Origin of the sequence: Streptomyces sp. NPDC002680, assembly GCF_042889145.1 — a bacterium.
GTDB classification, from domain to species: domain Bacteria; phylum Actinomycetota; class Actinomycetes; order Streptomycetales; family Streptomycetaceae; genus Streptomyces; species Streptomyces adonidis.
This window is the reverse complement of the sequence record NZ_JBIAQP010000024.1, coordinates 104,732-128,883: the sequence shown is the minus strand read 5'-3', so window position 1 is coordinate 128,883 and position 24,152 is coordinate 104,732. Positions and strand designations below refer to the sequence as shown.

General features: G+C 70.3%; 20 protein-coding genes. 12 read left to right on the top strand and 8 right to left on the bottom strand.

The genetic code is table 11. The features are described 5' to 3' along the window. Positions 1 to 53 precede the first annotated feature (53 nt). On the bottom strand, positions 54 to 599 hold the full coding sequence (locus ACFYXF_RS44970; protein WP_389358865.1) for an ATP-binding protein: 546 nt from the start codon (positions 597 to 599) through the stop codon (positions 54 to 56). An 80-nt stretch (positions 600 to 679) separates the two neighbouring features. Beyond that, positions 680 to 3,241, bottom strand: coding sequence for a LuxR C-terminal-related transcriptional regulator (locus tag ACFYXF_RS44965; RefSeq protein ID WP_389358863.1), 2,562 nt, complete (start codon positions 3,239 to 3,241; stop codon positions 680 to 682). Positions 3,242 to 3,579: 338 nt separating this feature from the next. Between ACFYXF_RS44965 and ACFYXF_RS44960 the strand changes: the two genes are divergently transcribed. Next, positions 3,580 to 4,938, top strand: coding sequence for a M14 family metallopeptidase (locus ACFYXF_RS44960; RefSeq protein ID WP_389358861.1), 1,359 nt, complete (start codon positions 3,580 to 3,582; stop codon positions 4,936 to 4,938). Positions 4,939 to 5,001: 63 nt separating this feature from the next. Here the strand turns inward: ACFYXF_RS44960 and ACFYXF_RS44955 are convergent, their stop codons facing one another. The 5 genes from ACFYXF_RS44955 to ACFYXF_RS44935 all read right to left on the bottom strand — a co-directional run bounded on the left by ACFYXF_RS44955 (position 5,002) and on the right by ACFYXF_RS44935 (position 9,459). Then, positions 5,002 to 5,535, bottom strand: coding sequence for a hypothetical protein (locus ACFYXF_RS44955; protein ID WP_389358859.1), 534 nt, complete (start codon positions 5,533 to 5,535; stop codon positions 5,002 to 5,004). A gap of 65 nt (positions 5,536 to 5,600) precedes the next feature. Beyond that, a complete protein-coding gene (locus tag ACFYXF_RS44950) occupies positions 5,601 to 7,052 on the bottom strand; it encodes a GntP family permease (RefSeq protein WP_389358857.1) in 1,452 nt (483 codons plus the stop codon). Positions 7,053 to 7,196: 144 nt separating this feature from the next. Next, on the bottom strand, positions 7,197 to 7,610 hold the full coding sequence (locus tag ACFYXF_RS44945; RefSeq protein ID WP_389358855.1) for a RidA family protein: 414 nt from the start codon (positions 7,608 to 7,610) through the stop codon (positions 7,197 to 7,199). Positions 7,611 to 7,621: 11 nt separating this feature from the next. Continuing rightward, positions 7,622 to 8,383 carry an IclR family transcriptional regulator gene (locus tag ACFYXF_RS44940; protein ID WP_389358853.1) on the bottom strand — a complete coding sequence of 254 codons (762 nt, stop codon included), beginning with the start codon at positions 8,381 to 8,383 and terminating at the stop codon, positions 7,622 to 7,624. Then, positions 8,380 to 9,459, bottom strand: a complete 1,080-nt coding sequence (locus ACFYXF_RS44935) for a sugar kinase (RefSeq protein ID WP_389358851.1) — start codon at positions 9,457 to 9,459, stop codon at positions 8,380 to 8,382. Before ACFYXF_RS44935 ends, ACFYXF_RS44940 begins: the two co-directional genes overlap by 4 nt. 167 nt (positions 9,460 to 9,626) lie before the next feature. Between ACFYXF_RS44935 and ACFYXF_RS44930 the strand changes: the two genes are divergently transcribed. Together ACFYXF_RS44930 and ACFYXF_RS44925 are read left to right on the top strand one after the other, a co-directional pair. Then, positions 9,627 to 10,922: an amino acid deaminase gene (locus ACFYXF_RS44930; RefSeq protein ID WP_389358849.1), complete on the top strand. Its 1,296-nt coding sequence runs from the start codon at positions 9,627 to 9,629 to the stop codon at positions 10,920 to 10,922. Between the two features lie 10 nt (positions 10,923 to 10,932). Continuing rightward, a complete protein-coding gene (locus tag ACFYXF_RS44925) occupies positions 10,933 to 12,540 on the top strand; it encodes an amidohydrolase family protein (protein ID WP_389358847.1) in 1,608 nt (535 codons plus the stop codon). Positions 12,541 to 12,595: 55 nt separating this feature from the next. Here ACFYXF_RS44925 and ACFYXF_RS44920 read toward each other — a convergent pair whose 3' ends face one another. Further along, positions 12,596 to 13,471: a serine protease gene (locus ACFYXF_RS44920; protein ID WP_389358845.1), complete on the bottom strand. Its 876-nt coding sequence runs from the start codon at positions 13,469 to 13,471 to the stop codon at positions 12,596 to 12,598. 244 nt (positions 13,472 to 13,715) lie between these two features. Here ACFYXF_RS44920 and ACFYXF_RS44915 point away from each other — a divergent pair, with 244 nt between their 5' ends. From ACFYXF_RS44915 to ACFYXF_RS44875, 9 genes are all read left to right on the top strand, one after another. Further along, on the top strand, positions 13,716 to 14,240 hold the full coding sequence (locus tag ACFYXF_RS44915) for a PadR family transcriptional regulator (protein WP_389358843.1): 525 nt from the start codon (positions 13,716 to 13,718) through the stop codon (positions 14,238 to 14,240). Further along, positions 14,237 to 14,935 carry an ABC transporter ATP-binding protein gene (locus ACFYXF_RS44910; RefSeq protein WP_389358841.1) on the top strand — a complete coding sequence of 233 codons (699 nt, stop codon included), beginning with the start codon at positions 14,237 to 14,239 and terminating at the stop codon, positions 14,933 to 14,935. Before ACFYXF_RS44915 ends, ACFYXF_RS44910 begins: the two co-directional genes overlap by 4 nt. Next, entirely contained in the window at positions 14,932 to 17,229 is a 2,298-nt protein-coding gene (locus ACFYXF_RS44905) for an FtsX-like permease family protein (protein WP_389358839.1), read from the top strand. Before ACFYXF_RS44910 ends, ACFYXF_RS44905 begins: the two co-directional genes overlap by 4 nt. Positions 17,230 to 17,561: 332 nt before the next feature. After that, entirely contained in the window at positions 17,562 to 18,773 is a 1,212-nt protein-coding gene (locus ACFYXF_RS44900) for a pyridoxal phosphate-dependent aminotransferase (RefSeq protein WP_389358837.1), read from the top strand. A gap of 90 nt (positions 18,774 to 18,863) precedes the next feature. After that, complete coding sequence (locus tag ACFYXF_RS44895; RefSeq protein ID WP_389358835.1) at positions 18,864 to 19,283, top strand: hypothetical protein; 420 nt, start codon at positions 18,864 to 18,866, stop codon at positions 19,281 to 19,283. 344 nt (positions 19,284 to 19,627) lie between these two features. Beyond that, entirely contained in the window at positions 19,628 to 20,722 is a 1,095-nt protein-coding gene (locus tag ACFYXF_RS44890) for a hypothetical protein (protein WP_389358833.1), read from the top strand. Between the two features lie 16 nt (positions 20,723 to 20,738). Beyond that, on the top strand, positions 20,739 to 21,980 hold the full coding sequence (locus ACFYXF_RS44885; RefSeq protein ID WP_389358831.1) for a toxic anion resistance protein: 1,242 nt from the start codon (positions 20,739 to 20,741) through the stop codon (positions 21,978 to 21,980). Then, complete coding sequence (locus ACFYXF_RS44880) at positions 21,977 to 23,527, top strand: substrate-binding domain-containing protein (RefSeq protein ID WP_389358829.1); 1,551 nt, start codon at positions 21,977 to 21,979, stop codon at positions 23,525 to 23,527. The genes ACFYXF_RS44885 and ACFYXF_RS44880 overlap by 4 nt, the downstream gene beginning before the upstream one ends. Then, positions 23,514 to 24,149, top strand: a complete 636-nt coding sequence (locus ACFYXF_RS44875) for a hypothetical protein (protein WP_389358827.1) — start codon at positions 23,514 to 23,516, stop codon at positions 24,147 to 24,149. Before ACFYXF_RS44880 ends, ACFYXF_RS44875 begins: the two co-directional genes overlap by 14 nt. Positions 24,150 to 24,152: the final 3 nt, after the last annotated feature.

The following is a 24,152-nucleotide window of genomic DNA, read 5'->3' as shown; positions in this document are numbered from 1 at the left end:
CGGAGGGTGGACAGCCAGGGCATCCGGCGTCCGGAACTGGGACCTGCGGGACGTTACGGCTGTCGCCGACCACAGCCGTCGGACCCGCAGGTGCCGAGCTCGAACCACACGGTCTTGCCCGGCCCGTCCTGGTGGCAGCCCCAGCGCCTCGCGAGCGCGTCCACCAGGAACATCCCCCGGCCGCTCTCCGCGGCGCCCGCGTGCCGTACCCGCGGAGTACGGCGGCCGGTGTCGGTGACCTCGCAGCGCAGGATGCCGTGTGCGGCCGTCAGGGTGAGCCGGAACCGGCTCGCGGCGTGCAGCACGGCGTTGGTGACCAGTTCACTGACGAGCAGTTCCGCGACGTCGACGAGGTCGTCCCGGCCCTTCGGGGCATCCCGGCCCTTCGGGTCGTCCTTGTTCGCCAGGTCGTCCGGGTCGGTGAGACCCCACTCCTCCAACTGCCTGCGCACCTCCGCCCGGGCCTCGCGGGCCGCGGTGGGGCGCGGGTCGTACTCGACGCTCAGATGGCCTGCCCCCAGCGGGGGTTGGGGGTACGAGCCATACCGAGGGACGGGATCCGGGACGTGTCCCCCGGAGCCCCCGGAGAGTTGCAGCATGCCTTCAGGATCGCTTCCACGGGCGCCCCCGCGCGCGGGGAGAAATACCTGTTTCCGGCCCTGTACGCGCACATGTGTCGTCAGCGATGCGTTGTGACCCAGGCCGCGATCTGGGTGCGGTTGCTGAGGCCCAGTTTGCCGAGGATGCGTTCCACGTGGCCCTCGGCGGTACGGCGGGCGATCACCAGCCGGTCGGCGATCTGCTGGTTGGCGAGGCCCTCGGCGATGAGTGCGGCGACCTCGGTCTCCCGGCGGGTGAGACGCGTACCGCGATCGCTCGAGCCGTGGGTGTCGGAGGGTGGTCCAGCTCCCCCGGTCCTGTTCCCCTCCGCCGAATCCTCCTCCCGCAGCGCGTACTTGACGATCCCGGCGAGGCCGAACCTCCCTCCCCGCCGGTACGCCCGCTCGTACGCCCGTCGCCCGAGGCCCTCGCGCGCTCCGGTCTCGGCGTCCTGGCGTACGGAGTCGGACGCGGTCGACCGTACGCGGTCGGCGCCGCCGAGCAGGACGGCGGCGTGATCGTGGGCGTGGTGGTGGGCGGTCGCGATCAGGGCGAGCAGGTCGAGGGCGGGGGCGATGCCGAGGACGTCGTGCAGGGTGTGCGCGATGCGCAGGGCCTCGCGGACGGGCGGTTCGGCGCGGCGCGGGTCCTTGCGGAGGGTGTGAGCGTGAGCGAGCGCGCGCAGGGCGTACGAGCGCACCCACTGCTCGCCGTACTCCCCGCACACCCGCAGGACGTGCTCGCAGAGGGCGACGGCCCGGTCCGCCTCGCCCAACGCGGTGAGCGCACAGGCGAGTTGGACGCGTTCGAGCCCGGCGAGGCTTGCGTGACCGCCGGGTACGGGTCCCCGCGCCACGGCGTCCTCGAAGTGCCGCACGGCAGCGGCCGGTTGACCGCCGAGCAGCAGACCGACCCCCACGACGTACCCCGCGTGCGCGGCCTCTGCGACGTCACCGAGGCGCTGGGCGAGGGCGCGCGCCTCCTCGGCCTGCCGCCGTCCCCGGGCGAGTTCCTCGGGGGATCCGGTGAGCAGCCCGAGCAGCCCGGAGGCCCACAGGGCGCGAACCCGATCCCGGCTCGGTCCGGGGTTCGCGCCAAGGGCCCGGTCGAGCCAGTACCGGCCTTCCCCGGGTACGCCGGACGCGTACCAGTGAAACCAGAGGGTGCCAGCGAGACGGAGTCCGGCACGGGGGTCGTCGGGGGCTGCCCCGCCGGGCCTGATCTCCGTATCGGGGCGGGCGGGGCTTCCGGGGCTGAAGTCCAACGCGGCAGGGAGGTCGACGCGAAGGCTGGCGGGGCGGTCGCCGGGGGCCACTCCGCAAGCCCTGACCTCCGCCCCGGAGGAGCTTCCCGAGCCTCCGAGGCCGCCCCCCAACCCAGCGCAGACATCGGCCCGGTCGACACCGAGGCCGGCGCGGCGCTCGTCGGGGGGTGGCTCTTCGCCGGTCCTGACCTCCGCTCCGGGACTCCCGGAGCTGCCGAGGCTGAAGTCCAGCGCCGCGCGCAGGTTGGCGCGGTCGGCGAGCAGGCGGGTCGCCAGCTGTCGCTGGTCGGGGCCGAACCAGGACTGTTCGTATGTTGTCGCCCGGGTGCGGGTCCAGTCGGCGTGTCTGCGGCGGGCGGCGCCTTCCGCTCCGGGGTGTTGCCTCAACCGGTCGAGGCCGTACTGCCTGAGGGTGTCGAGCAGTCGGTACCGTACGCCGCCGTCCGGGTCCGTCTCGCGGCTCAGTACGGACTTGCCGACCAGTCCGGTCACGGCTTCCAGGACGTCGTCGGTGCCCTCCCCGCACACCGCCTCCGCCGTCTCCAGGTCGAAGTCCCCGGGCAGCACCGACGCCCGCGCCCACACCAACCTCTCCTCCGGCGTGCAGAGTTGGTGGCTCCGGTCGATCGTGGCCCGCAGGGTGCCGTGGCGGCCGGCACGAGTGTGGTCGTCGTCGATGCGGGTCTGCAGGCCGGTGATGTCCTCGTCGCCGAGTTCGCCCATGCGGGCCGCCGCCAGTTCGATCGCCAGGGGGAGGCCGTCCAGGCGGTGGCAGAGGCGGGCCACCGCCGTGCGGTTGGCGGGGGTGAGGGTGAAGCCCGGGAGTGCCGCTGCGGCCCGGTCGGCGAAGAGGGCGAGGGCCGGGTGGCGGTGGGCCGCGGAGAGGTCGCCGTCCGGGTCCGGGAGCGGCAACGGGCGTACGTCCAGCAGGTGTTCCTCCGTCAGGCCCAGCCGGTGGCGGCTGGTGGCGAGGACACGTACGCCGGTGGTGCCGTGCAGAAGTGCGCCGGCGAGTTCTGCGCAGGCCCGGTGCAGGTGCTCGCAGTTGTCGAGGACCAGGAGGATGCGGCGGGCGCTCAGCCGGTCGGCGAGCGCGTCCGGGGTCTCCGGTCGGCCGCGCGTGGAGTGGTCGCCGTACAGGTCGAGTGCGGTGGCGGCGGCCCGCGGTACCAGGGCCGGGTCGTCGAGGTCGGCGAGGTGCACGAAGCGGACGCCGTCCGGGAAGGCGCGGGCCACGCGGGTCGCGACACGTGCGGCGAGGCGGGTCTTGCCGACGCCGCCCGGGCCGGTCAGCGTGACCAGACGGGTCCTGGCCAACAGCGCCCGGACCTGGGCCTGTTCGTCGCGACGGTCGATGAAACTCGTGGTCTCGGACACTGGTGGTTCGGCCGGTGATCGGCAGTCCGTTCGTGGCGCTGATCCGCCCATGATCAGTACCTTCCAACAGCTCCCCGCAGATACACACACGCGGTCACACACACGTGTGCACTTCCCGAGGAGCCGCGACGGGCGGCACGAGGACGCGTATCCTCCGCCCCGCCTTCGTACGGTCAGCCGTTTTTTGCCCTCACCCTTTGGGCGGTCTTGACCCGGCCATGACATAGCCGCACCATGAGCGCCACACCCGCACCAGTCCGTCGCACCGAAGAACCACCCCCCGCTCCACTCCCCAGCTTCCGGAGATCCCGGAACTCCCGGAGAAATCAGGAGACTTCATGCGACTTCGTATCCGAGGCTCAGGCGCTCGCGGTGGCGGCAGGCGATCCGCCGCCGTCCTCGGCCTGCTGTCCCTCGCCCTCGCTCTCGGCGTCACCTCCACCACCCCCGACGCCACCGCGACCAGCGCCAAGCGCCCGGCCGCCTCTGCGGACGACATCCGCCAGTACGAGATCAACTTCGCGAACTCCACGTCCGACGTCCGCACCGACATCATGGCGTCGGGCGTGACCGTGGACGAGGCCGACGAGGAGACCGTCGTGGTCTCCGGTCGCGCCGACCAGGCCAAGAAGCTGGCCCAACGCGGGTACGAGATCACCCTGTTGGGCTCGGCCCCGGATCGCTCCAGTAGCGCCGACGACGTACGGCTGCTCGACTTCCCCACGGCCGACTCCCGCTATCACAACTACGCGGAGATGACGTCGGAGATCAACTCCCTCGTCTCGGCCAACTCCTCCATCGCCAGCCAGCGGGTCATCGGTACGTCGTACTCGGGCCGGAACATCGTCGCCATCAAGCTCAGCGACAACGTCGGCACCGACGAGGCCGAGCCGGAGGTGCTGTTCACCCACCACCAGCACGCCCGTGAGCATCTCACCGTCGAGATGGCGCTGTATCTGCTGCGCAACCTGACCTCGACCTACGCCACCGACTCCCGGGTCAAGGCCATGCTCGACTCCCGGGAGATCTGGATCGTCCCGGACCTCAACCCGGACGGCGGCGAGTACGACATCGCGACCGGCTCGTACCGCTCGTGGCGCAAGAACCGGCAGCCCAACTCCGGTTCGTCGTACGTCGGTACGGACCTCAACCGCAACTGGAACTACCGCTGGGGCTGCTGCGGCGGCTCCTCCGGCTCGACCTCGTCCGAGACCTACCGGGGTCCGTCCGCCGAGTCCGCGCCCGAGGTCAAGGTGGTCGCGGACTTCGTGCGCAGCCGGGTCGTGGGCGGGGTCCAGCAGATCAAGACGGGCATCGACTTCCACACGTACAGCGAGCTGGTGCTGTGGCCCTTCGGGTACACGACCGCCAACACCACGACGGGGATGACCCAGGACGACCGGGACGCGTTCGCGACGGTGGGCGGCAAGATGGCCGCCAGCAACGGGTACACGCCCGAGCAGTCCAGTGACCTGTACATCACCGACGGGTCGATCGACGACTACCTCTGGGGCAGTCAGAAGATCTTCGCGTACACGTTCGAGATGTATCCGACGTCCAGCTCGGGTGGGGGGTTCTATCCGCCCGATGAGGTGATCGACCGGGAGACCGCTCGTAACCGGGACGCGGTGTTGCAGCTGCTGGAGAACTCGGACTGCATGTACCGGTCCATCGGCAAGCAGGCGCAGTACTGCTAAATGCCTCTGAGGTAGTGGGGAACTGCGGGTCCGTTGTGGCTGGTCGCGCAGTTCCCCGCGCCCCTATGGGGCGCTTTCCTCGAAGTAGGTGTCCAGGACCGCGTCCAGCTCCGTTTCCCACTCCTGGTGCTGGGACTTCGCCTTCGCCTCGATCTCCACCGGGTACCAGCGGCGGTCCGGGGTGTGGACCGTCACCGTGAACCGCTTGCCGAAGCGGGACGTCTCCGTCTCGACGGCACCGATCTCGTCCCAGCGGAACTCGCACTCCTGGTCGTCCAGGGAGAGGCGTACGCCGCTGTGGTCGGCGATGATCTTCGCCCGACGGTCGGACGCCTCGAAGACGGGGCCCTCGACCTCGGGGGTCTCCGTCTCGGAGGTCTCGGCCTCCGGGGTCTCGGTCTCCGACTCGGCTTCCGCCTCCGACTCTTCGGTGGCCTCCTTGTCCAGCTGGACCGCGTCCGGGACCGAGTCCGAGTCCGGGACCGGAACCCCGTCCTTCTGGTCCGTAGGCGCGGGGGAAGTGAGCCCGGGGATGCTCGCCGGGTCCACCGCGGCGGTCTCCAGGGGCTGGCTGCTCGAACCTATGCGCTGCTCCACAGCGGCAGTATGGTCGAAGATCCTGTGCCGGACATAGCCAGCCCCCTCTTCGTTATAGGAACTCGTCAGAGGAACAGGCTCAGTACGGCCGCCACCGCGAACCCCGCCACCGACAGCACCGTCTCCAGCACGGTCCACGTCTTGAGGGTGTCCCGTTCGCTGATGCCGAAGTACTTGGCGACCATCCAGAAGCCGCCGTCGTTGACGTGCGAGGCGAAGATCGAGCCCGCCGAGATGGCCATGATGACGAGGGCGGTGAACGCCTGCGAGTGGTCGCCCTCGCTGAGCAGCGGCGCCACGATGCCCGCCGTCGTCACGATGGCGACCGTCGCCGAGCCCTGGGCGACCCGCAGCACCACGGAGATCAGATAGGCGAGGACGATCACCGGCAGGCCGACGTCGTTGAAGGTGTCCGAGAGCGCCTGCGCGACCCCGCTGGCCTTGAGGATCGCGCCGAAGATCCCGCCGGCGCCGACGACGAGCAGGATGTTGCCGACCGGCTTGAGGGACGCGGTGGACACCGTCTCCAGGGACTTGCGGGACCAGCCGCGGCGCAGGCCCAGCAGGTAGTACGCCATGAACAGGGCGATCGTGAGGGCGACGAACGGGCTGCCCAGGAAGGTCACGACCGACCGGAACGTGGAGGGGTCGAGCGCGATCGACGAGAACGTGGCGGCGAGGATCAGCAGCAGCGGCGTACCGATGATGGCGAGGACCGTGCCGAGCGGTACGGGCGTCTCCTGGGGGGCCACTCCGGCCTCCCGCTGCTCGTCGAGGACCGCCTTCCTGGCCTCCTCGGCGGCCTCCAGCATGTCCTGCGGTACGGGGACGAAGATCCGCTTGCCGATCCACGCCGACCACACCCACGCGGCGAGCACGGCGGGCAGTCCGCAGACGACGCCCATGAGGATGACCCAGCCGAGGTCCACGTGCAGCAGTCCGGCGGCGGCGACCGGGCCGGGGTGCGGCGGCAGGAAGGCGTGCGTGACGGAGAGGCCGGCGAGGAGGGGCAGACAGTAGAGCAGGATCGACTTGCCGGAGCGCTTGGCGGCGGCGTACACGATCGGCGCGAGGACGAAGATGCCGACGTCGAAGAAGACGGGGATGCCGAAGACGAGGCCGGTGAGGCCCATGGCGAGAGGCTCCCGCTTCTCGCCGAAGAGGTTGAGGAGTCTGGACGCCAACACCTCTGCGCCGCCGCTGACTTCGAGGATCGCGCCGAGCATCGTGCCGAGGCCGATGATGATCGCCACGTGGCCGAGGATGCCGCCCATGCCGGACTCGATGACGGAGACGGCGTCCGAGCGCTGGACTGTCCCGAAGAGTTCGGTGACGCTCAGGCCGGCGCCCAGGCCGACGGCTATCGAGACGGCGAGGAGGGCTACGAAGGGTTGGAGGCGGAGTTTGATGATGAGGATTAGGAGCAGGGCTATGCCTAGGGCGGCGACGGTGAGGAGGCCGGCGGTGCCGTCTATGAGGAGGAGTAGGCCGCCTGTGTGGGGTGGGGTTTCGGGCATGTGGGGGTCCTCTGTTCAGTTGCGGGGGGAATTTGGGCAGGGGGGAGCGCATTCGTGGCCGGGTGCGGGTTGTGTGTGGTTGCTCGCGCAGTTCCCCGCGCCCCTGAAGGGGCCTGCGGCCCCTCAGGTGCGACGGGGTGGGACTCAGCTGTCCAGGACCGCGAGTGCGTCGATCTCGATCAGGAGGCCTGCCGGGAGGCCGACGTACACCGTCGTGCGGGCGGCGGGGGGAGCGGTCAGCGCCTGCTCCTCGAAGTACGTGTTGTAGATGCCGTTCATCTCGGCGAAGTGGTCGACGTCCGTGAGGTAGACGCGGATCATCATCACGTCGTTCCAGGTCGCGCCGCCCTCCTCCAGGATCGCCTTGACGTTGGCGAGGGTCTGGAGGGTCTGTTCGCGCAGGGTCGGGCCGGCCGGTGTCGGGGGCTTGCCCTCCTCCGCCGGCAGGAAGCCGACCTGGCCGGCGACCTGGAGGATGTTCCCCTTCTTCACGCCGTGGGGGAACCTGGCGGGCGGGGTGGTGTGGGTCTTCGGCGTGAGCGCGATCTTCTCGGTCATCAGGTGGCTTCCTAGGTCTGGGGGGCTGCTGGGGTTCTTCCGGAGTACTCGCCGCTGATGGCGTCCGCCGTACGGCGCACCAGCGGGAGCAGGGTGAGGAGTTCGTCGGCGGTGACGACGACGTTCGGGGCGGAGACGGACATGGCGGCGACCACGCGGCCGTCGGTGCCTCGGATGGGGGCGGCGACGCAGTTGATGGACTCCTCGTGACCGCCGAGGTCGGTGGCCCAGCCCTGGTCGCGCACCTTGTCCAACTCCCGCAGGAACGCGAGGGAGTTGGGGGTGGAGCGGGAGGTGTACATCGGGTAGTCGAGCTTGTCGGCGAGAGCGCGGCGCTCGGTCTCCGGCAGATCGGCGAGCAGCAGCTTGGCGACGGCGGCGACGGTGATCGCGACGGGTTTGCCGATACGGGAGTACATGCGCACCGGGTAGCGGCTCTCGACCTTGTCGATGTAGAGGACCTCGCCCTCCTCGTGCACGGCGAGATGCACGGTGTGTCCGCAGATCTCGTTGAGGCGTACGAGGTGGGGGTGGGCGATCTCCCGGACGTCGAGGTTCTCGACGGCTTCCTGGGCGAGCGCGAAGAGGCGGGCGCCGAGGCGGTACCGCTGGTCGGACTGGCGGTAGACGAGCCCGTGTTCGTGGAGGGTGCGCAGGAGGCGCAGGGCCGTGGACTTGTGGACGCCGAGGCGGTCGGCGACCTGGCCGAGGTCGGCGGGGCCCTCGGCGAGCAACGGCAGGATGCTCAGCGCGCGGTCGACGGTCTGGCTCATGGGGTGGGTACCTCCTCCGGGGCCTGCTCGGCTTGCGTCCAGCCGGGGCCGAGTCGAAGTGTCCCCCACGCCGTGTCGTCGAGAGCGACCAACCGGTCGGCGTGGTCGCGGGCGGGCGGCGTGGCGAGGTCGCCGGGGGCGGTGAGGACGGCGGCGGCCATGAGGTGGCCGTGCCGGATGCGGTCCCGTACGGGGAGACCCCTGAGGGTGGCGGAGAGGAACCCGGCGGCGAAGGCGTCGCCTGCGCCGACAGCCGCGACGACGTCGACGCGGGGCGCCTGGACGCGTACGGCCTCGACGCCCCCGATGTTCTCGATGCCCTTTATATCCTTTACGTCCTCGCCGAATGCGACGGCCTCGCCCCCGCCCTGCTTGACGACCACGAGCCCCGGCTCGCGCAGCGCGTCCGCGACGGCGCCCGCCCCGTCCAGCCCCCAGGCGTCCCGCGCCTCGTCGGCGCCGACGAACACGAGGTCGGCCCGCCGGGCCAGGTCGAGCAGCACCCGGGGACCCTCGGTGTCGGCCCACAGCCCCGGCCGGAAGTTGACGTCGAAGGAGACGAGCGGCCGGCCGGGCCCGGGCTCGGTCAGCTCCCAGAGGAGGTCGAGACAGCTGCCGGACAGCGCGGCCGTGATCCCGGACAGATGCAGGACACGCGCCGCGCGTACCGCCTCCAGGTCCAGGTTCCCGGCGGACATCACGGAGGCCGCCGAGCCCGCCCGGTAGTACGCGACCTCGTGCGCGTCGGTCGCCCGGTCCCCCGCCGTACGGAAGTACACGCCCGTCGGACGCGCCGGATCACGCCGTACGGACGTCACGTCCACCCCGTACGCCCCGATCGCCTCGACCAGGTGGTCGCCGAAGCCGTCGGCGCCGACGCGACTGATCCAGCGGACGGAGTGGCCTGCGGCGGCGAGCGCGCAGGCCACGTTGGACTCGGCGCCGCCGATGGTCCGCAGGAAGGACGGTACGTCGGCGAGGCGGCCCGGCCGGGAGGGCAGAAACGTGACCATGGACTCGCCGAGCGCGACGACGTCCACGACGTCGGGGGCATTGCGGGGTCCGGTGATGGTCACGATCGTCGTAGCTCCTCGGTGATGCGGGGGAGGTGGCGGCTCCGTTGACCCCGCGTTGGCGAGATGTTAGACAGCGGTAAGCGATATACGCAATGCCGATTGCACATGTTGCAATGCATGTCCGTGCGGCGCATTACAGTGCGGCGCAGCCGAATCAGGGAGGTTCCATGGGCACCGAGAGCAGCGACAGTGCGGGGGCGCTCGCCCGCCTGGCCACCGAACGCGTCGACGCCCGTTTCAAGGGCCTCCCGCCGGACGCCGCCGGCCTCACGGTCGGCGAGCTGACCGCCGAGCGCCGCAACCTCTTCACCGGCGGTTTCACCACCCCCGTACTCACGCTCTCCGCCGAGCACCTCACCCACAACCTGGAGCTGATGGAGACGTACGCGGCCCGCCACGGCCTCTCCTTCGCCCCGCACGGCAAGACCTCCATGGCCCCCCAGCTCTTCCGGCGGCAGATCGAGCACGGCGCCTGGGGCATCACCCTCGCGGTCCCCCACCAGGTGCGCGTGGCAAGGGAGTTCGGCATCGACCGCGTCTTCCTCGCCAACGAACTCGTCGACCCGTCCGCCCTGCGCTGGATCGCGGCGGAACTGGCGGCCGACCCGGACTTCCGGTTCATCTGTTACGTCGACTCCGTGCGCGGAGTGGAGTTGATGGACGCGGCACTGGCGGGGTCGGTGGCCCGCCCGCTGGACGTGGTCGTCGAACTCGGCGCCGGCGAGGGCGCCCGGACCGGGGTGCGCACGGAGGCGGAGTGCGCGGCGGTCGCGGACGCGGTGGCCGCCGTACCGACGCTGCGACTGGTCGGGGTCGCCGGGTACGAGGGCGAGGTGCCGCAGGCGGACCCGGAGCGGGTGCGGACGTGGCTGCGGCGACTCGTCGCACTGGCGGCGGACTTCGACAAGGCGGGCCGGTTCGCCGACACATCCGTCGAGCAGATCGTGGTGAGCGCGGGCGGCAGCGCCTGGTTCGACGCGGTGGCCGACGTGTTCGTGGAGATCCCGGAACTCTCCCTCCCCGTACTGAAGTTGCTGCGCTCGGGGGCGTACGTCTCGCACGACGACGGCCACTATCGCCATATCACCCCGTTCAACCGGGTCCCCGAGGAGGGCGCCCTGGAGCCCGCCTTCCGCCTCTGGACGCAGATCGTCTCCCGCCCGTCCCCCGAGCAGGCCTTCGCGAACGCGGGCAAGCGCGACGCGGCCTACGACCTGGATCTGCCGTTCGCCCAGGTCGTACGGCGGGAGGGCGCCGCCGAACGGCCGGCCACCGGCATCGCGGTCACCGGCCTCTCCGACCAGCACGCCTGGCTGCGTACGGCCCCCGAGGCGGATCTGGAGGTGGGCGACTGGCTGGGCCTGGGCCTGTCCCACCCGTGCACGTCGTTCGACAAGTGGCAGCTGATCCCGCTCGCCGAGGCGGACGGGACGGTCGTCGACTACATCCGTACGTTCTTCTAGGAGGCGCGGCGTGGAAGAGCTGGTCATTCGGGACGCGGAGGTCGTGGACGGCTCGGGCGGCCCGTCGTACCGCGCCGATGTGGTGGTCGACGGCGGCAGGATCGTCTCGATCGTCCAGGAGGCGGCGGCAGCGGGCTGTCAACGCCCAAGGGCGCGTCGGGAGTTGGACGCCTCCGGGCTCACCCTCTCCCCCGGTTTCATCGACATGCACGCCCACAGTGACCTGGCCCTCCTCCGCGACCCCGACCACAGTGCGAAGGTGGCGCAGGGGGTGACCCTCGAAGTCCTGGGCCAGGACGGGCTGTCGTACGCCCCGGTCGACGACCGCACCCTCGCCGAGGTCCGCCGCGCGATCACCGGCTGGAACGGCAACGGCGACGACATCGACTTCGACTGGCGATCGGTGGGCGAGTATCTCGACCGGCTGGACCGGGGCATCGCGGTCAACGCGGCCTACCTCATCCCCCAGGGGACGGTCCGCATGCTGGCCGTCGGCTGGGAGGACCGCGAGGCGACACCCCAAGAGCTGGACCGGATGCGGCAGTTGGTCGCGGAGGGGATGGAACAGGGCGCGGTGGGCATGTCGTCCGGGCTCACCTACACACCCGGCATGTACGCCAAGGACGCCGAACTCACGGAACTGTGCCGGGTGGTGGCGCGGTACGGCGGCTACTACTGCCCGCACCACCGCTCGTACGGGGCGGGCGCGCTGGAGGCGTACGCGGAGATGGTGCAGCTGACGAAGGAAGCCGGCTGCCCGCTCCACCTGGCCCACGCCACGATGAACTTCGGCGTGAACGAGGGCAAGGCGCCGGAGCTGCTGACGCTCCTGGACGAGGCGCTGGCGGAGGGTGCGGACCTGACCCTCGACACCTACCCCTACACGCCCGGCAGCACAACGCTGGTGGCGATGCTGCCGAGTTGGGCGAGCGAGGGCGGCCCGGAGGAGATTCTCAAGCGCCTGACGGACGACACGACCGCTGAACGCATCCGCCACCACATGGAGGTGATCGGAGCCGACGGCTGCCACGGCGTCCCCATCGAGTGGAACACGATCGAGATCTCGGGCGTGACGGACCCGGCACTGGGCGAGTTCGTGGGCCGCACGATCCAGGAGTCGGCGAACTCGCGAGCCGAGACCCCCTGGACAACGGCCCGCAGCCTCCTGCTCACCGACCGCCTGGGCACGACGATCCTCCAGCACGTGGGCCACGAGGAGAACGTCCGCACGATCATGCGCCACCGCGTCCACACGGGCGGCTCGGACGGCATCCTCCAGGGCACGAAACCGCACCCCCGCGCATACGGCACGTTCCCGCAGTATCTCGGCCGATACGTAAGGGAGTTGGGGATCCTCACCCTGGAGGAGTGCGTGGCCCACCTGACCGCACGCCCGGCGGCCCGCCTACGCCTCCCGGACCGGGGCCTGGTCCGAGAGGGCTACCGAGCCGACCTGGTCCTCTTCGACCCGGCAACGGTGGCAGCAGGCTCGACGTTCGAGTCCCCCCGCACTCTCCCGACGGGCATCCCACACGTCCTGATCGACGGCCGCTTCGTGATGGAAGACGGCCGCCGAACAGACGTACTGGCAGGCAAGTCGGTCAGGCGAACCCCCTAAGGGGCGCGGGGAACTGCGCGACCAGCCACGACGGCGCGGCAGATGCCCCCGAGCGCTACGGCTTGGGCAGCACACACCCACTGCGGCTCAGATCCAACTTGTTGTCGAGCCCGAAGCAAGCCGGGATCTGGTAGGTCTCCTGCGCATAGTTGATGCCCTCGCGAACAGTCACCGTGCCGTTCGCGTCCACCTCGCACGGGTTGTTGTCGGTGCAACGCCCCCCGTCCTCATTACCGGTGTTGTTGACGGCAACAACATTCCCGGTGGCGTTGTCGACGACCGGCGACCCCGAGGTACCCCCGATGGTCTGGCAGGCGGAGGTGTAACGGACCGAGTCCTTCCAGGTCCACTCCCCTTCCTTCAGCCGGTAGGCGAAGCCATCGATGTTGCAGGCGTACGTCCGCTTCCAGTACCCGGAGACGACCGTGATCGCGGTACCGGCCACCGGGTGGGTGTCGTTGAGGGTGAGCGGGCTGATGCCGTAGCTGCTGGCGATCTGCGCGTACGTGGTCGTGAGCTGGTAGAGCGACACGTCCGTGTCGGTCATCGTCGCGTACGCGATCTTGCTGGCACGCAGGGTGCCGACCCGGGTCGCCGAGGCGTTGAGCAGCCCGAAGGTACGGGTGGACGCCTGGTCGACGATGACCTCGCCGGCGGCCGGGAAGCCGGTCTCCAGGCAGTGCCCGTTGGACATGACCAGCGCCGGGTCGTCGGACTCGGAGCTGGGGAAGCGGACGAGCGAGCCGGAACAGTTGGAGAGCGAGACCGTGCCGGCGAAGTTGACGGCCTGGATGGCAGGCGCGGCAGCCGCCTTGACGGTGGTGCTCTTCCCGACGGACGCGGCCGTGTCGGCCTGCGCGGCGACCGCGGGCACCGCTCCCGCCCCGGTGATCACCAGGGCTGCGAGCGCGGCAAGGAGAGGCTTGTTCATGTGGGGGTCCCCTCATACGAAGGAGCGACCGGAGGTTTTCCGGCCGCCCACTTTTTGTCATGCGCATTGTGATGCGGGAGGGGCGGTTGGGGCAAGGAATCGTTTCCGGCCGGGAGTTGGCGGGATTGTGCACACAGGGCGTCGATGCGGACGGGGGCCGGTGCGAGACGCGGAGGTGGCGTACCGAAAGCGGACGTATCCCGCCCGTTGACGTCGACTAGATACTGAGTGTAGATACTGAGATATGACTGTTCCTCTGGCACTCCTCGGACTCCTCGAACGGGAGTCGAGCCACGGCTACGACCTCAAGCGCGACTACGACACCTTCTTCGGCCGGGGCAAGCCCCTGCCCGCCGGGCAGGTCTACTCGACCCTGGGCCGCCTCGCCCGCGACGGGAAGGTCGAGGTCGGCGAGACCGAGCCAGGGGCGGGGCCGGACCGCAAGCGTTACGTGATCACCGAGCTGGGGGTCACACAGGTCGAGACCTGGCTGACCGAGCCGGTCGCGGGCGAACCGCACCTGCAGACCGTGCTGTTCACCAAGGTCGTGCTGGGACTGCTGCTGGAGCGCGACCCGCGCGCGTACCTCGACATCCAGCGCGCCGCCCACATGGAGCGGATGCGGGAGCTGACCGAACTGCGCCGCACCGGCAGCACGATCGACTCGCTGCTCGCCGACCACGGCGTGTACCACCTGGAGGCCGATCTGCGGTGGATGGACCAGACCGTGGCGCGGCTCGCGGCCCTGACAGCGGAGGTGCGCTCATGAGTTCGGACGAAGGCTTCCTCGTGGAAGCGCGCGATGCCGTCCTGTCGTTCGGGCAGACCCCGGCGCTGCAGGGTGCGAATCTTTCCGCCCGGGCCGGCGAGATCCTCGCCGTCACCGGCCCGAGCGGCTCCGGCAAGTCCACGCTGCTGCACTGCCTGGCCGGAATCCTCGTACCCGACTCGGGCGAGATCTGGTTCGACGGCCGACGCGTCGACAGCCTGCGCGAGCCCGAGCGGAGCACGTTACGGCGGGACCACTTCGGCTTCGTCTTCCAGTTCGGTCAGCTCGTCCCCGAGCTGACCGCCGAGGAGAACGTCGCCCTGCCGCTGCTGCTGGCCAAGTCCCGCCGGGCGAGCGCGCTGGCCGAGGCCCGGCCGTGGTTCGCACGGCTCGGCCTGGACGGCCTGGAGGGGCGCCGCTCCGGCGAACTCTCCGGCGGACAGGCACAGCGTGTCGCCCTGGCCCGAGCCCTGGTCTCCCGGCCCACAGTGCTGTTCGCCGACGAGCCGACCGGGGCACTCGACTCACTCACCGGCGAGCACGTGATGGACCTGCTGGTCGCCTCCGTACGCGAGGAGGGCACCACCGTCGTCCTCGTCACCCACGAACCGCGGGTGGCCGCCTTCGCAAATCGCGAGGTCATCGTGCGCGACGGCAGGGCGACGCCGCTGTACGTCGAACGGCTCACCTCGTGATCCGCCTCGGTCTGCGCCTCACCCTGAGCGGTGGCAGGGAGGCAGGCGCCCGCCTCGCGGTCATCGCGGCCGCCGTCGCCCTCGGTGTCGGCCTGCTGCTGAGCATCCTGGCGGCCATCAACGCCACCGCCACCCAGAACAGCCGCAACGCGTGGCTCAACACCGGCTCCGGCACGAGCGCGTCGAGCCCGTCGGAAGCGAAGGCGGACACGGACCCGCTGTGGTGGCTGCTCAGGGCGGACCGCTTCGACGGCAGGATCATCGGTCGTGTCGACGTCGCCGCCACCGGCCCCGACTCCCCGGTCCCACCGGGCCTTTCGCGCCTTCCTGGACCGGGCGAGTTCTACGCCTCACCGGCCCTCAGCAAGCTCCTCCACGCCACCCCGGCCGCCGAACTCGCCGACCGCTACCCCGGCCACGAGGTCGGTACGGTCGGCAAGGCGGCACTCCCGGGCCCCGACTCCCTGCTCATCGTCGTCGGCCACAGCCCCGACCAGCTCGCGCAGCAGCACGACGCCACCCAGGTCACCTCGATCACCACCGTCACCCCCAGCAGCTGCAACGGCACGAACTGCACGGTCAGGACGGGCATCGACAGCAGTGGCATCAAGCTCATCCTCTCCGTCGCGGGTACCGCCCTGATCTTCCCGGTGCTCATCCTCATCGGCACGGCCACCAGACTGGCAGCCGCCCGCCGTGAGCAGCGCTTCGCCGCGATGCGCCTGGTGGGCGCCACGCCGGGGCAGATCTCGATGCTTGCGACCGTCGAGTCGACGGTCGCCGCGGTCGTCGGCACGATCCTCGGCTTCGGCCTCTTCGCCCTGTTCCGTACGCAACTGGCGGCGGTCAACCTCACCCGTACGCCGTACTTCGCCGACGACATCACGCTCCGGACCGGCGACATCCTGCTCGTCGCCGTCGCCGTCCCGGTGGGGGCCGCGATCGCGGCCCGGATCTCCCTGCGCCGCGTGCAGGTCTCCCCGCTCGGGGTCACCCGGCGCGTCACGCCACGCCCGCCGCGGGTCTATCGGGTGATCCCACTGGCCGCCGGTATCGCCGAACTCTCGTACATCATCGGCCGGGTGCCCCGGAGCACCAACGGCCAGATCTGGGCCTTCGTCCCGGGGATCCTGCTGGTCCTGACCGGACTCGTCATCGCCGGACCCTGGCTGACCATGGCCGGAGCCCGCGTCCTGGCCCGGCACACCAGCCGGCCCGCGCTGCTCGTCGCGGGCCGACGGCTCGCGGACGACCCGAAGGCCGGCTTCCGCGCGGTCAGCGGGCTGGTGCTCGCCCTGTGCGTCACCAGCGCCGCCGTCGGGATCATCGGCTCGTTGAACGCCGAGCGGGGCATCCCGAAGGGCAGCCCGGCGGTCGCCGACGCCCTGGTCGCCGGCTACGTCCACGGGGTCAGCCCATCGTCAGGGGAGTCGACCGGAGGCGTACCACCGCTCTCGCAGGCCGCGCTGGACGACCTGAACTCCGTACCGGGCGTCAATGGCGTGCTGACGATCCACACGAACCCGCTCGGCACCACGGACCCGGGCTATCGCGATCCCCAGGGCTCCGAAACACCGCCGGTGGCCGGCCTGGCCTCGTGCGCCGAGCTCGCGAAGATGCCGGCCTACAGCGCCTGCGCCGCCGGAGCCGAAGCGGTGTCGGTCAGCGAGAACTACGGCACCTTCGGCACATACGACTGGGAGCGCTGGCCCACGGCATGGCCGGCCGCCGCCATCTCCGACCAGCGGCTCGCCCGCCTGCCGGTCCGGGAGATCGTCGTGGCCACCGACGGGTCGACGCCGACGATCGAACGCGCGCGCACCATCCTCGTGAACACGTATCCCGGCCAGGAGGTCCCGTCGACCGTCCGTGAGGACCATGCCGAGCGTGGTGCGGAGCTGGCCGGATACCAGCAACTGGCCAACGTGGTCATTCTGGTCAGTTTCCCCATCGCCGGCTGCAGCCTGGCGGTGAGCGTGGCCGGGGGCCTGCGCGACCGCAAGCGACCCTTCAGTCTGCTGCGGCTGACCGGTACGCAGCTCGGGGTGCTGCGGCGGGTGGTACTGCTGGAGAGCGCGGTCCCGCTCCTGGTGGTCGCGGTGGTGGCGATCGGGATGGGTTTCCTGGCCGCCCAGCTGTTCGTACAGGCACAGTTCAGCTACTCGATCCGGGCACCGGGGATCCAGTACTACGCGATCGTGTTCGCCGGGCTCGTCGCCTCGCTCGGGGTCATCGCATCCACGATGCCGCTGCTCAGACGGATCACGGGACCCGAAACGGCACGCAACGAGTAGCGGGTACGACGGGCGGCTCGGACCGGCTGAGCAATATGCGCTCGCCTGTAAGAGCTGACTCCCGGGCGACTGCGCTCATCGTCCGCTCTGGCCCGGTCGATCTCCGCCGGCCCCGGCGGACGCATCCGGCCCTGCTCGATCAAGGCGGCCACCTTGTCCCGGTGGACGGCGTGATTCTCTCCGAGCCACGCCTCGAACGCCTCGGCGGAATCGAAGGCGACGGTCTCCAGGTCCACACGTTCCCCTTCCGCGCCCCGTCTCCGTCCCCGACCTCGTCCCACGTGGCGGATAACACGACGCCCCACGCATTACGGCCCCGTAAACTCACCGCCATGCAGCTGATCCAGTCGACCAAGCTCGCCAACGTCTGTTACGAGATCCGGGGCCCGGTTCTCGAAGAGGCGATGCGGCTTGAGGCGGCAGGGCATCGCATCCTCAAGCTGAACACCGGCAACCCGGCCGCCTTCGGCTTCGAGGCTCCGCCCGAGATCCTGGAGGACATCCTCCGCAACGTGTCGTCGGCCCACGGGTACGGCGACGCGAAGGGACTGCTGGCCGCGCGCCGGGCCGTCGTCATGCACAACCAGACCCTCGGTATCGAGACGGACGTCGAACACGTATTCGTCGGCAACGGCGTCTCCGAGCTGATCGTGATGGCGATGCAGGCCCTGCTCGACGACGGCGACGAGGTGCTCGTCCCAGCCCCCGACTACCCCCTGTGGACGGCGGCCGTCTCCCTCTCCGGCGGTACGGCGGTCCACTACCGCTGCGACGAGCAGGCCGACTGGATGCCCGACCTCGCGGACATCGAGCGCAAGGTCACCGACCGCACCAAGGCGATCGTCATCATCAACCCGAACAACCCGACCGGTGCGGTGTACGACGACGCCATGCTCCGGGGTCTGACCGACATCGCCCGCCGCCACAACCTCCTCGTCTGCTCCGACGAGATCTACGACAAGATCCTGTACGACGGCACCACGCACACCTCGACCGCCAAGATCGCCCCCGATCTCCTCACGCTCACCTTCAACGGCATGTCGAAGGCGTACCGCGTCGCCGGTTACCGCGTCGGCTGGATGTCGATCTCCGGCCCCCGCGCGCACGCCGACTCCTACATCGAGGGCCTGACGATCCTGGCGAACATGCGCCTGTGCGCGAACATGCCGGGCCAGCACGGTGTCGTCGCCGCGCTCAGCGGGCGCCAGACGATCAACGACCTGGTACTGCCGGGCGGGCGGCTCAAGGAACAGATGGACGTCGCCTACGAACTGCTCACGCAGATTCCGGGCGTGACGTGTGTACGACCCAAGGGCGCGCTCTATCTCTTCCCGCGCCTCGACCCGAACGTCTTCAAGATCAAGGACGACCGGCGGATGGTCCTGGACCTGCTCCGCCGCGAGAAGATCATGGTCGTGCACGGTACGGGCTTCAACTGGCCCGAGCAGGACCACTTCCGCGTCGTCACGCTCCCCACGGTCAACGATCTGCGCGACGCGGTGACCCGTATCGGCACATTCCTGGACGGCTACAGCCAGCCGTAGTCAGCGCTTCACCCTCCGCGACCGGGGTCAACTTTAGACGAAATCTAAGCTAGGATGGTTTCCTGTCAGCGCACAGGAGGCCATCTCCCCATGTACGAACCGATCCGCACCCCGTCGGTCCACAGCACGCTGGCCGGCGCCGCCCCGGACTTCCCCCACCGGTCGCGCGAGGAAGAGCTGGACATTCAGCTGGCCGGCCACCTCGCCGCGCTTCTCACCGCGACCGATGATCTGCGCGCCGTCGCGCCCTCCGCTGACCTGGACACGGCCGCGGAGCGGCTCACCGCCGAGGTGAGCAGGTTGCGGCGTGGGCGTACGCCGGCCCGGGCGTCGGCGTCCCGCGATGCCGGGGCCGATGTCGCCGCGCTGCATCGGCGGGCGCATGCGCTTGCGGGGCGGGCGCTGGTTGTCGCGGCGTCGCGGGCGGATACGGCTGCCGCGATTCTCGCCGCCGAACGTATGGACGCCCACGCGGAGGCCAGCGGGCCTCGCGCGCTCGCGTCCCGCTAGCCCCCTCCGGGGCTCCCCCTACGGCCCCGGTCCGCGCGCTCCCGCAGCGACGTGCGGACCGGGTGCCACAGCACTGCGTTCGCTTGAGCAGGGTTGGTCTTGTGGCTCCGGGTTGTGAGGTGCCGGTGGTTGCGGTGCGGTTCGCCGTGGGGGCTTCTGTTGTGTGCGGCTGCGGGTTGTTCGTGGCTGATCGCGCAGTTCCCCGCGCCCCTTAGGGGCTACCGCCCCTCAGGGGGTGCAGTCCCCTGCGTTGGCTGGATTCCGTTGCGTACCGGGACGGGTGCTTCACCCTCCGTTCATCCTTCTAGGCGGGGAACGTTGGATTCCGGGAGCACGCTCCCCGCGTGAGACGAATCGTAGGGATTGTCCTCGCGGTCCTGCTGATCGGTGGCGTGGTGGCAGCCGTCGTGGCGGGCCGGGACAACGGGGACCAGAGCACGGCAACGAAGACCGTGCACGGAGTTGTCGGGTCGGAGAAGGCCGAGTTCTTCGCCGATCCCGATGTGGTGAAGGCCCTTGCCGCCAAGGGCTACACCGTGCGGACGGAGACCTCCGGGTCGTGGGCCATGGAGGGCCTCGACCTCAAGGGCTACGACTTCGCGTTCCCGTCCAGCCAGGCCCCCGCCGACGAACTGGCCGCCAAGTACAAGGCACGCCAGCCGCTCCCGAGGCCCTTCTACTCGCCGCTCGTCGTCGTGGCCCACCGCAACGCCGCCGAGGTGTTGGCCGCCAACGGACTCGCCACGCTCGACAAGGGGCAGCATCGCGGCACCCTCAAGATGGCCGCCTACGTCAAGGCCGCGGGCGACGACCGCACCTGGCAGCAGCTCAAGGGCGCCGACAAATATGGGGAGTTGACCGGCACCCTGTACATCGCCTCCACCGACCCGGAGAGTTCCAGCTCCGGTGCCCTCTACCTCGCCGCGACCAGCTATGTGGCGAACGGCGGCAGGGTGGTCGCGAGCGACGCCGACATCGACCGCACCGCGCCCCTGATGCACAAGCTGATCAGCGTCCAGGGCGCCCAACAGCCCAGCTCCGACGCGGCGTTCCGGGACTTCGTGAGCGGCGCCGGCAACCCGCTGGTGCTTGTGTACGAGTCGCAGGTCGCCTCCCTGCTCGGCGACGACAGCGGTCAGCAGAGCGCGGGCGACCTCACCGTCCTCTACCCCGACACGACGGCCAACAGCGACCACACCGTCGTACCGCTGACCGAGGAGGGCCGCGCGCTCGGTGAACTCCTCAGCGACGACCCGGTGTTGCGCAAGCTCGCCGTCCGGCACGGGTTCCGGCCGCAGGGCGACGCCGCCGAGTTCGTCGCGGCCACCGCGGCCGACGCCGCCTACCTCAACCAGAAGCTGACCGGCGTCCGGCAGGCGCCCGTGCCCACCTCCGAGGTGCTGCGCGAGATGGCGCGCCGGGCCCGGAGCCAGTCGTAACCAGGGGGGATCACAGATGAACTTCCAGAAGCCGAACCAGAACCCGGGTCAGTTCCCGAACCAGAACAGCAGTCAGAACACCAGCCTGAGCGGCGACGACGTCTTCACGCTCACCGCGCCCGAGCCCGTCGCGGCCGTGCCGCGCGAGAAGGCCGGCGGGCTCGTCCCGGTCGACGACAGTGTCCGTACGGACATGGCCCGCAAGGCCGCCGAGTACGTCGGACAGCTCGCTTCCCTCGACGCCCGCTCGCCCGAGTTCGCGGGCCGGGTCGGGGAGATCACCGGCCTCGGCGCCGGTGAGATGCGGTCGGCCGCCGCGCAGTCCAACCGCATGCTGGAACGGGCCGTGCGCAGCCTGCCGGGCAAGGGCGGGGACGCCCAGTCGCTGGTCGCGGGCTCACTCGTCGAACTCCGGCGCGTGGTCGAGGACTTGGACCCGCGTGACCTGCCCGCGAGCAAGGGGCGCAAGCTCCTGTCCAGACTGCCCGGCGGCAACAAGCTGCGCGACCACGTCGCCAAGTACGCCTCCTCGCAGGCCACCCTGAACAAGATCGTGGGCTCGCTGCGCGGCGGACAGGATGAGCTGCGCAGAGACAGCGCGGCCCTCCAGACAGAACGCGTCCGCCTCTGGGAGACCATGGGCAAGCTCCAGGAGTACGTGGTCCTGACCGAGGCCCTGGACTCCGCCGTCGAACAGCACATCAGCGGCCTGGAGTTGACCGATCCGACGGCCGCCGACCACCTCCGCGCCGACGTCCTCTTCCCGGTCCGGCAGAAGCACCAGGACCTGCTCACCCAACTCGCCGTATGCGCCCAGGGCTACCTCGCCATGGACGTCGTACGCCGCAACAACGACGAGCTGATCAAGGGGGTCGACCGCGCGGCCACCACGACCGTGTCCGCGCTGCGCATCTCCGTGATGCTGGCGTCCGCCCTCGACAACCAGAAGAAGGTCATCGAGCAGGTCAACGCGTTGCGCGGGACGACCGAGGATCTCATCCGGGGCAACGCGGAGATGCTCGCCACCCAGAGCGGCGAGATCCAGCGGATCGCCGCCGACCCGGCCGTCGGGGCGGAGACCCTCCGCACCGCCTTCCAGCAGATCTACCGCACCCTCGACACCATCGACACCTACAAGGTCCAGGCGACGGAGGCGATGGCGGCGACCGTGGAGTCGCTGACCTCCGAACTCCAGCACGCGAGCGCCTACTTGGACCGCAGCCGCTCACAGAGCGCGCTGGACGGAGGCCAGATATGAGCAGGAGACGCAGGTTCACCGTCACAGCCGTTCTCGCCCTCGCTCTCCTGACCGCCTGCACGACGCAGCAGGAGCCCGAGCAGCTCTTCGACAACGGCTCCCCCGAGCCCGGCACCCTCCGTGTCCTCGCCTCCAGCGAGCTGTCCGACATGACGCCGGTCCTCGACAAGGTCGAGAAGGACACCGGCATCAAGGTCAGGCCCACCTACATGGGCACCCTCGACGCCATCGACATGCTGGCGAACGGGAAGACGGACGGGCGCTACGACGCCCTGTGGCTGTCCTCCAACGACTATCTGCGGCTGCGTCCCGACGCGGCGAAGAAGGTCGTGTCGGAGACGCCGATCATGTCGAGCCCGGTCGCCATCGGCGTAAAGCCCGCCACCGTCGCGGAGTTGGGCTGGCAGCCGGACCAGGTCACCTGGTCCCAGGTGGAGCAGGCGGTACGGGACGGGAAGCTGACGTACGGCATGACCGACCCTGCGCGCTCCAACTCCGGCTTCTCCACGCTGGTTTCGGTGGCCTCGGGACTGTCCGGAGCGCAGTCGGCGCTCACCGACGCGGATGTGGAGAAGGCGTCGCCCCGGCTGAAGGAGTTCTTCAAGGGGCAGAAGCTGACGTCCAGTTCGTCGGGCTGGCTGGCCGCCGCCTACGACCGGCGCGGCACCGTGGACGCCCTGCTCAACTACGAGTCCGTCCTCAAGGGCATCCCGGAGCTGACGGTGATCCGCCCGCGCGACGGAGTCGTCACCGCCGACTACCCGATCACCTCCCTCGCCTCGACCGACGCGGCGACCCGCGAGAACGTCCGCCGACTGACGGAGGCCCTGCGCACCCCGGCGACACAGCGGGAGATCACTGACGTGACCCACCGCCGCCCGGTCGTCGCCTCCGTACCGCCCGCGACCGGCCTCGACACCTCCCGCCGCCGCGAACTCCCCTTCCCCGGCAGCCGATCCGTCGCCGACGGTCTGCTCGACGCGTACGAGAACAAGCTGCGCCGCCCCTCGCGGACCGTGTACGTCCTCGACACCTCGGGCTCGATGGAGGGCGACCGGCTGTCCGGCCTGAAGGAGGCGCTGAAGGGTCTCACCGGCGACTTCCGGCACCGCGAGGAGGTCACGCTGATGCCGTTCGGGTCGGACGTGAAGAGCGTGTCGACGCATGTCGTGAGCTCCACCGATCCGCAGAGCGGGCTGGACGCGATCCGCCGGGACACCGACGCCCTCTCAGCGGACGGCGACACCGCGATCTACACCTCGCTGGAGAAGGCGTACGAGCAACTCGGCGCCGACCGCGACACGTTCACGTCGATCGTGCTGATGACGGACGGCGAGAACACGGCGGGCGCGAAGGCAGCGGAGTTCGACGGCTTCTACCGCCAACTCCCCTCTCATCAACGGGAGATACCAGTCTTCCCCATCCTGTTCGGCGACTCCGACCGCGCCGAACTGGCGCACATCGCCGAGCTGACCGGCGGCCGTCTCTTCGACGCCCAGAAGGGCTCGCTCGACGGCGCGTTCAAGGAGATCCGTGGCTACCAGTAGGTTCGTCGGGTATCTGGAGTCCCGGAAGAACATCGCGGGCAGCGCGTGCGGGCTGGTGGGCCTGGTGCTGACCTTCACGGGTGTGGCGGGACCGTACTGGCCGGTCGTCGTCGCGGGACTGTACGGCGCGGGCGCGCTGATCGCCCCGCCGGAACGGCAGCCGCTGCCCGACTTCCCGGACCCGTCGGCGCAGCTCTCCGCCCAACTCGACGAGCTGCGCGGGGACTTCGAGCGGCTGGGCGCCTATCTGGGGCAGGTCGAGCTGCCACCGGCGGCGGCCGGGCAGGTGACCGAACTGTCCGGGCTGGTCGGTGCGTTGCTGGAGCCCGGGTGGGTGACGGACGTACTGGCGCAGGACCCGGAGGGCGTGCACGCGCTGTCGCGGATCGTGCGGCAGGATCTGCCCGAGGCCGTCGACAGTTTCGTACGGACCCGCTGGTGGACGCGGCTCGCGCCGGGTCAGGAGCCGCCGGAACGGCATCTGGAGCGGCAGCTCGGGCTGTTGCGGGACGAGGCCGAGGCGCTGGCGGCCGGCCTCAGGGAGATCGAGGCCCGCCGCCAGGAGTCGCACACCCGCTATCTGGAGGGCCGGGGGCCCCGGAGCGGCGGGCTGGGCGACTGACGT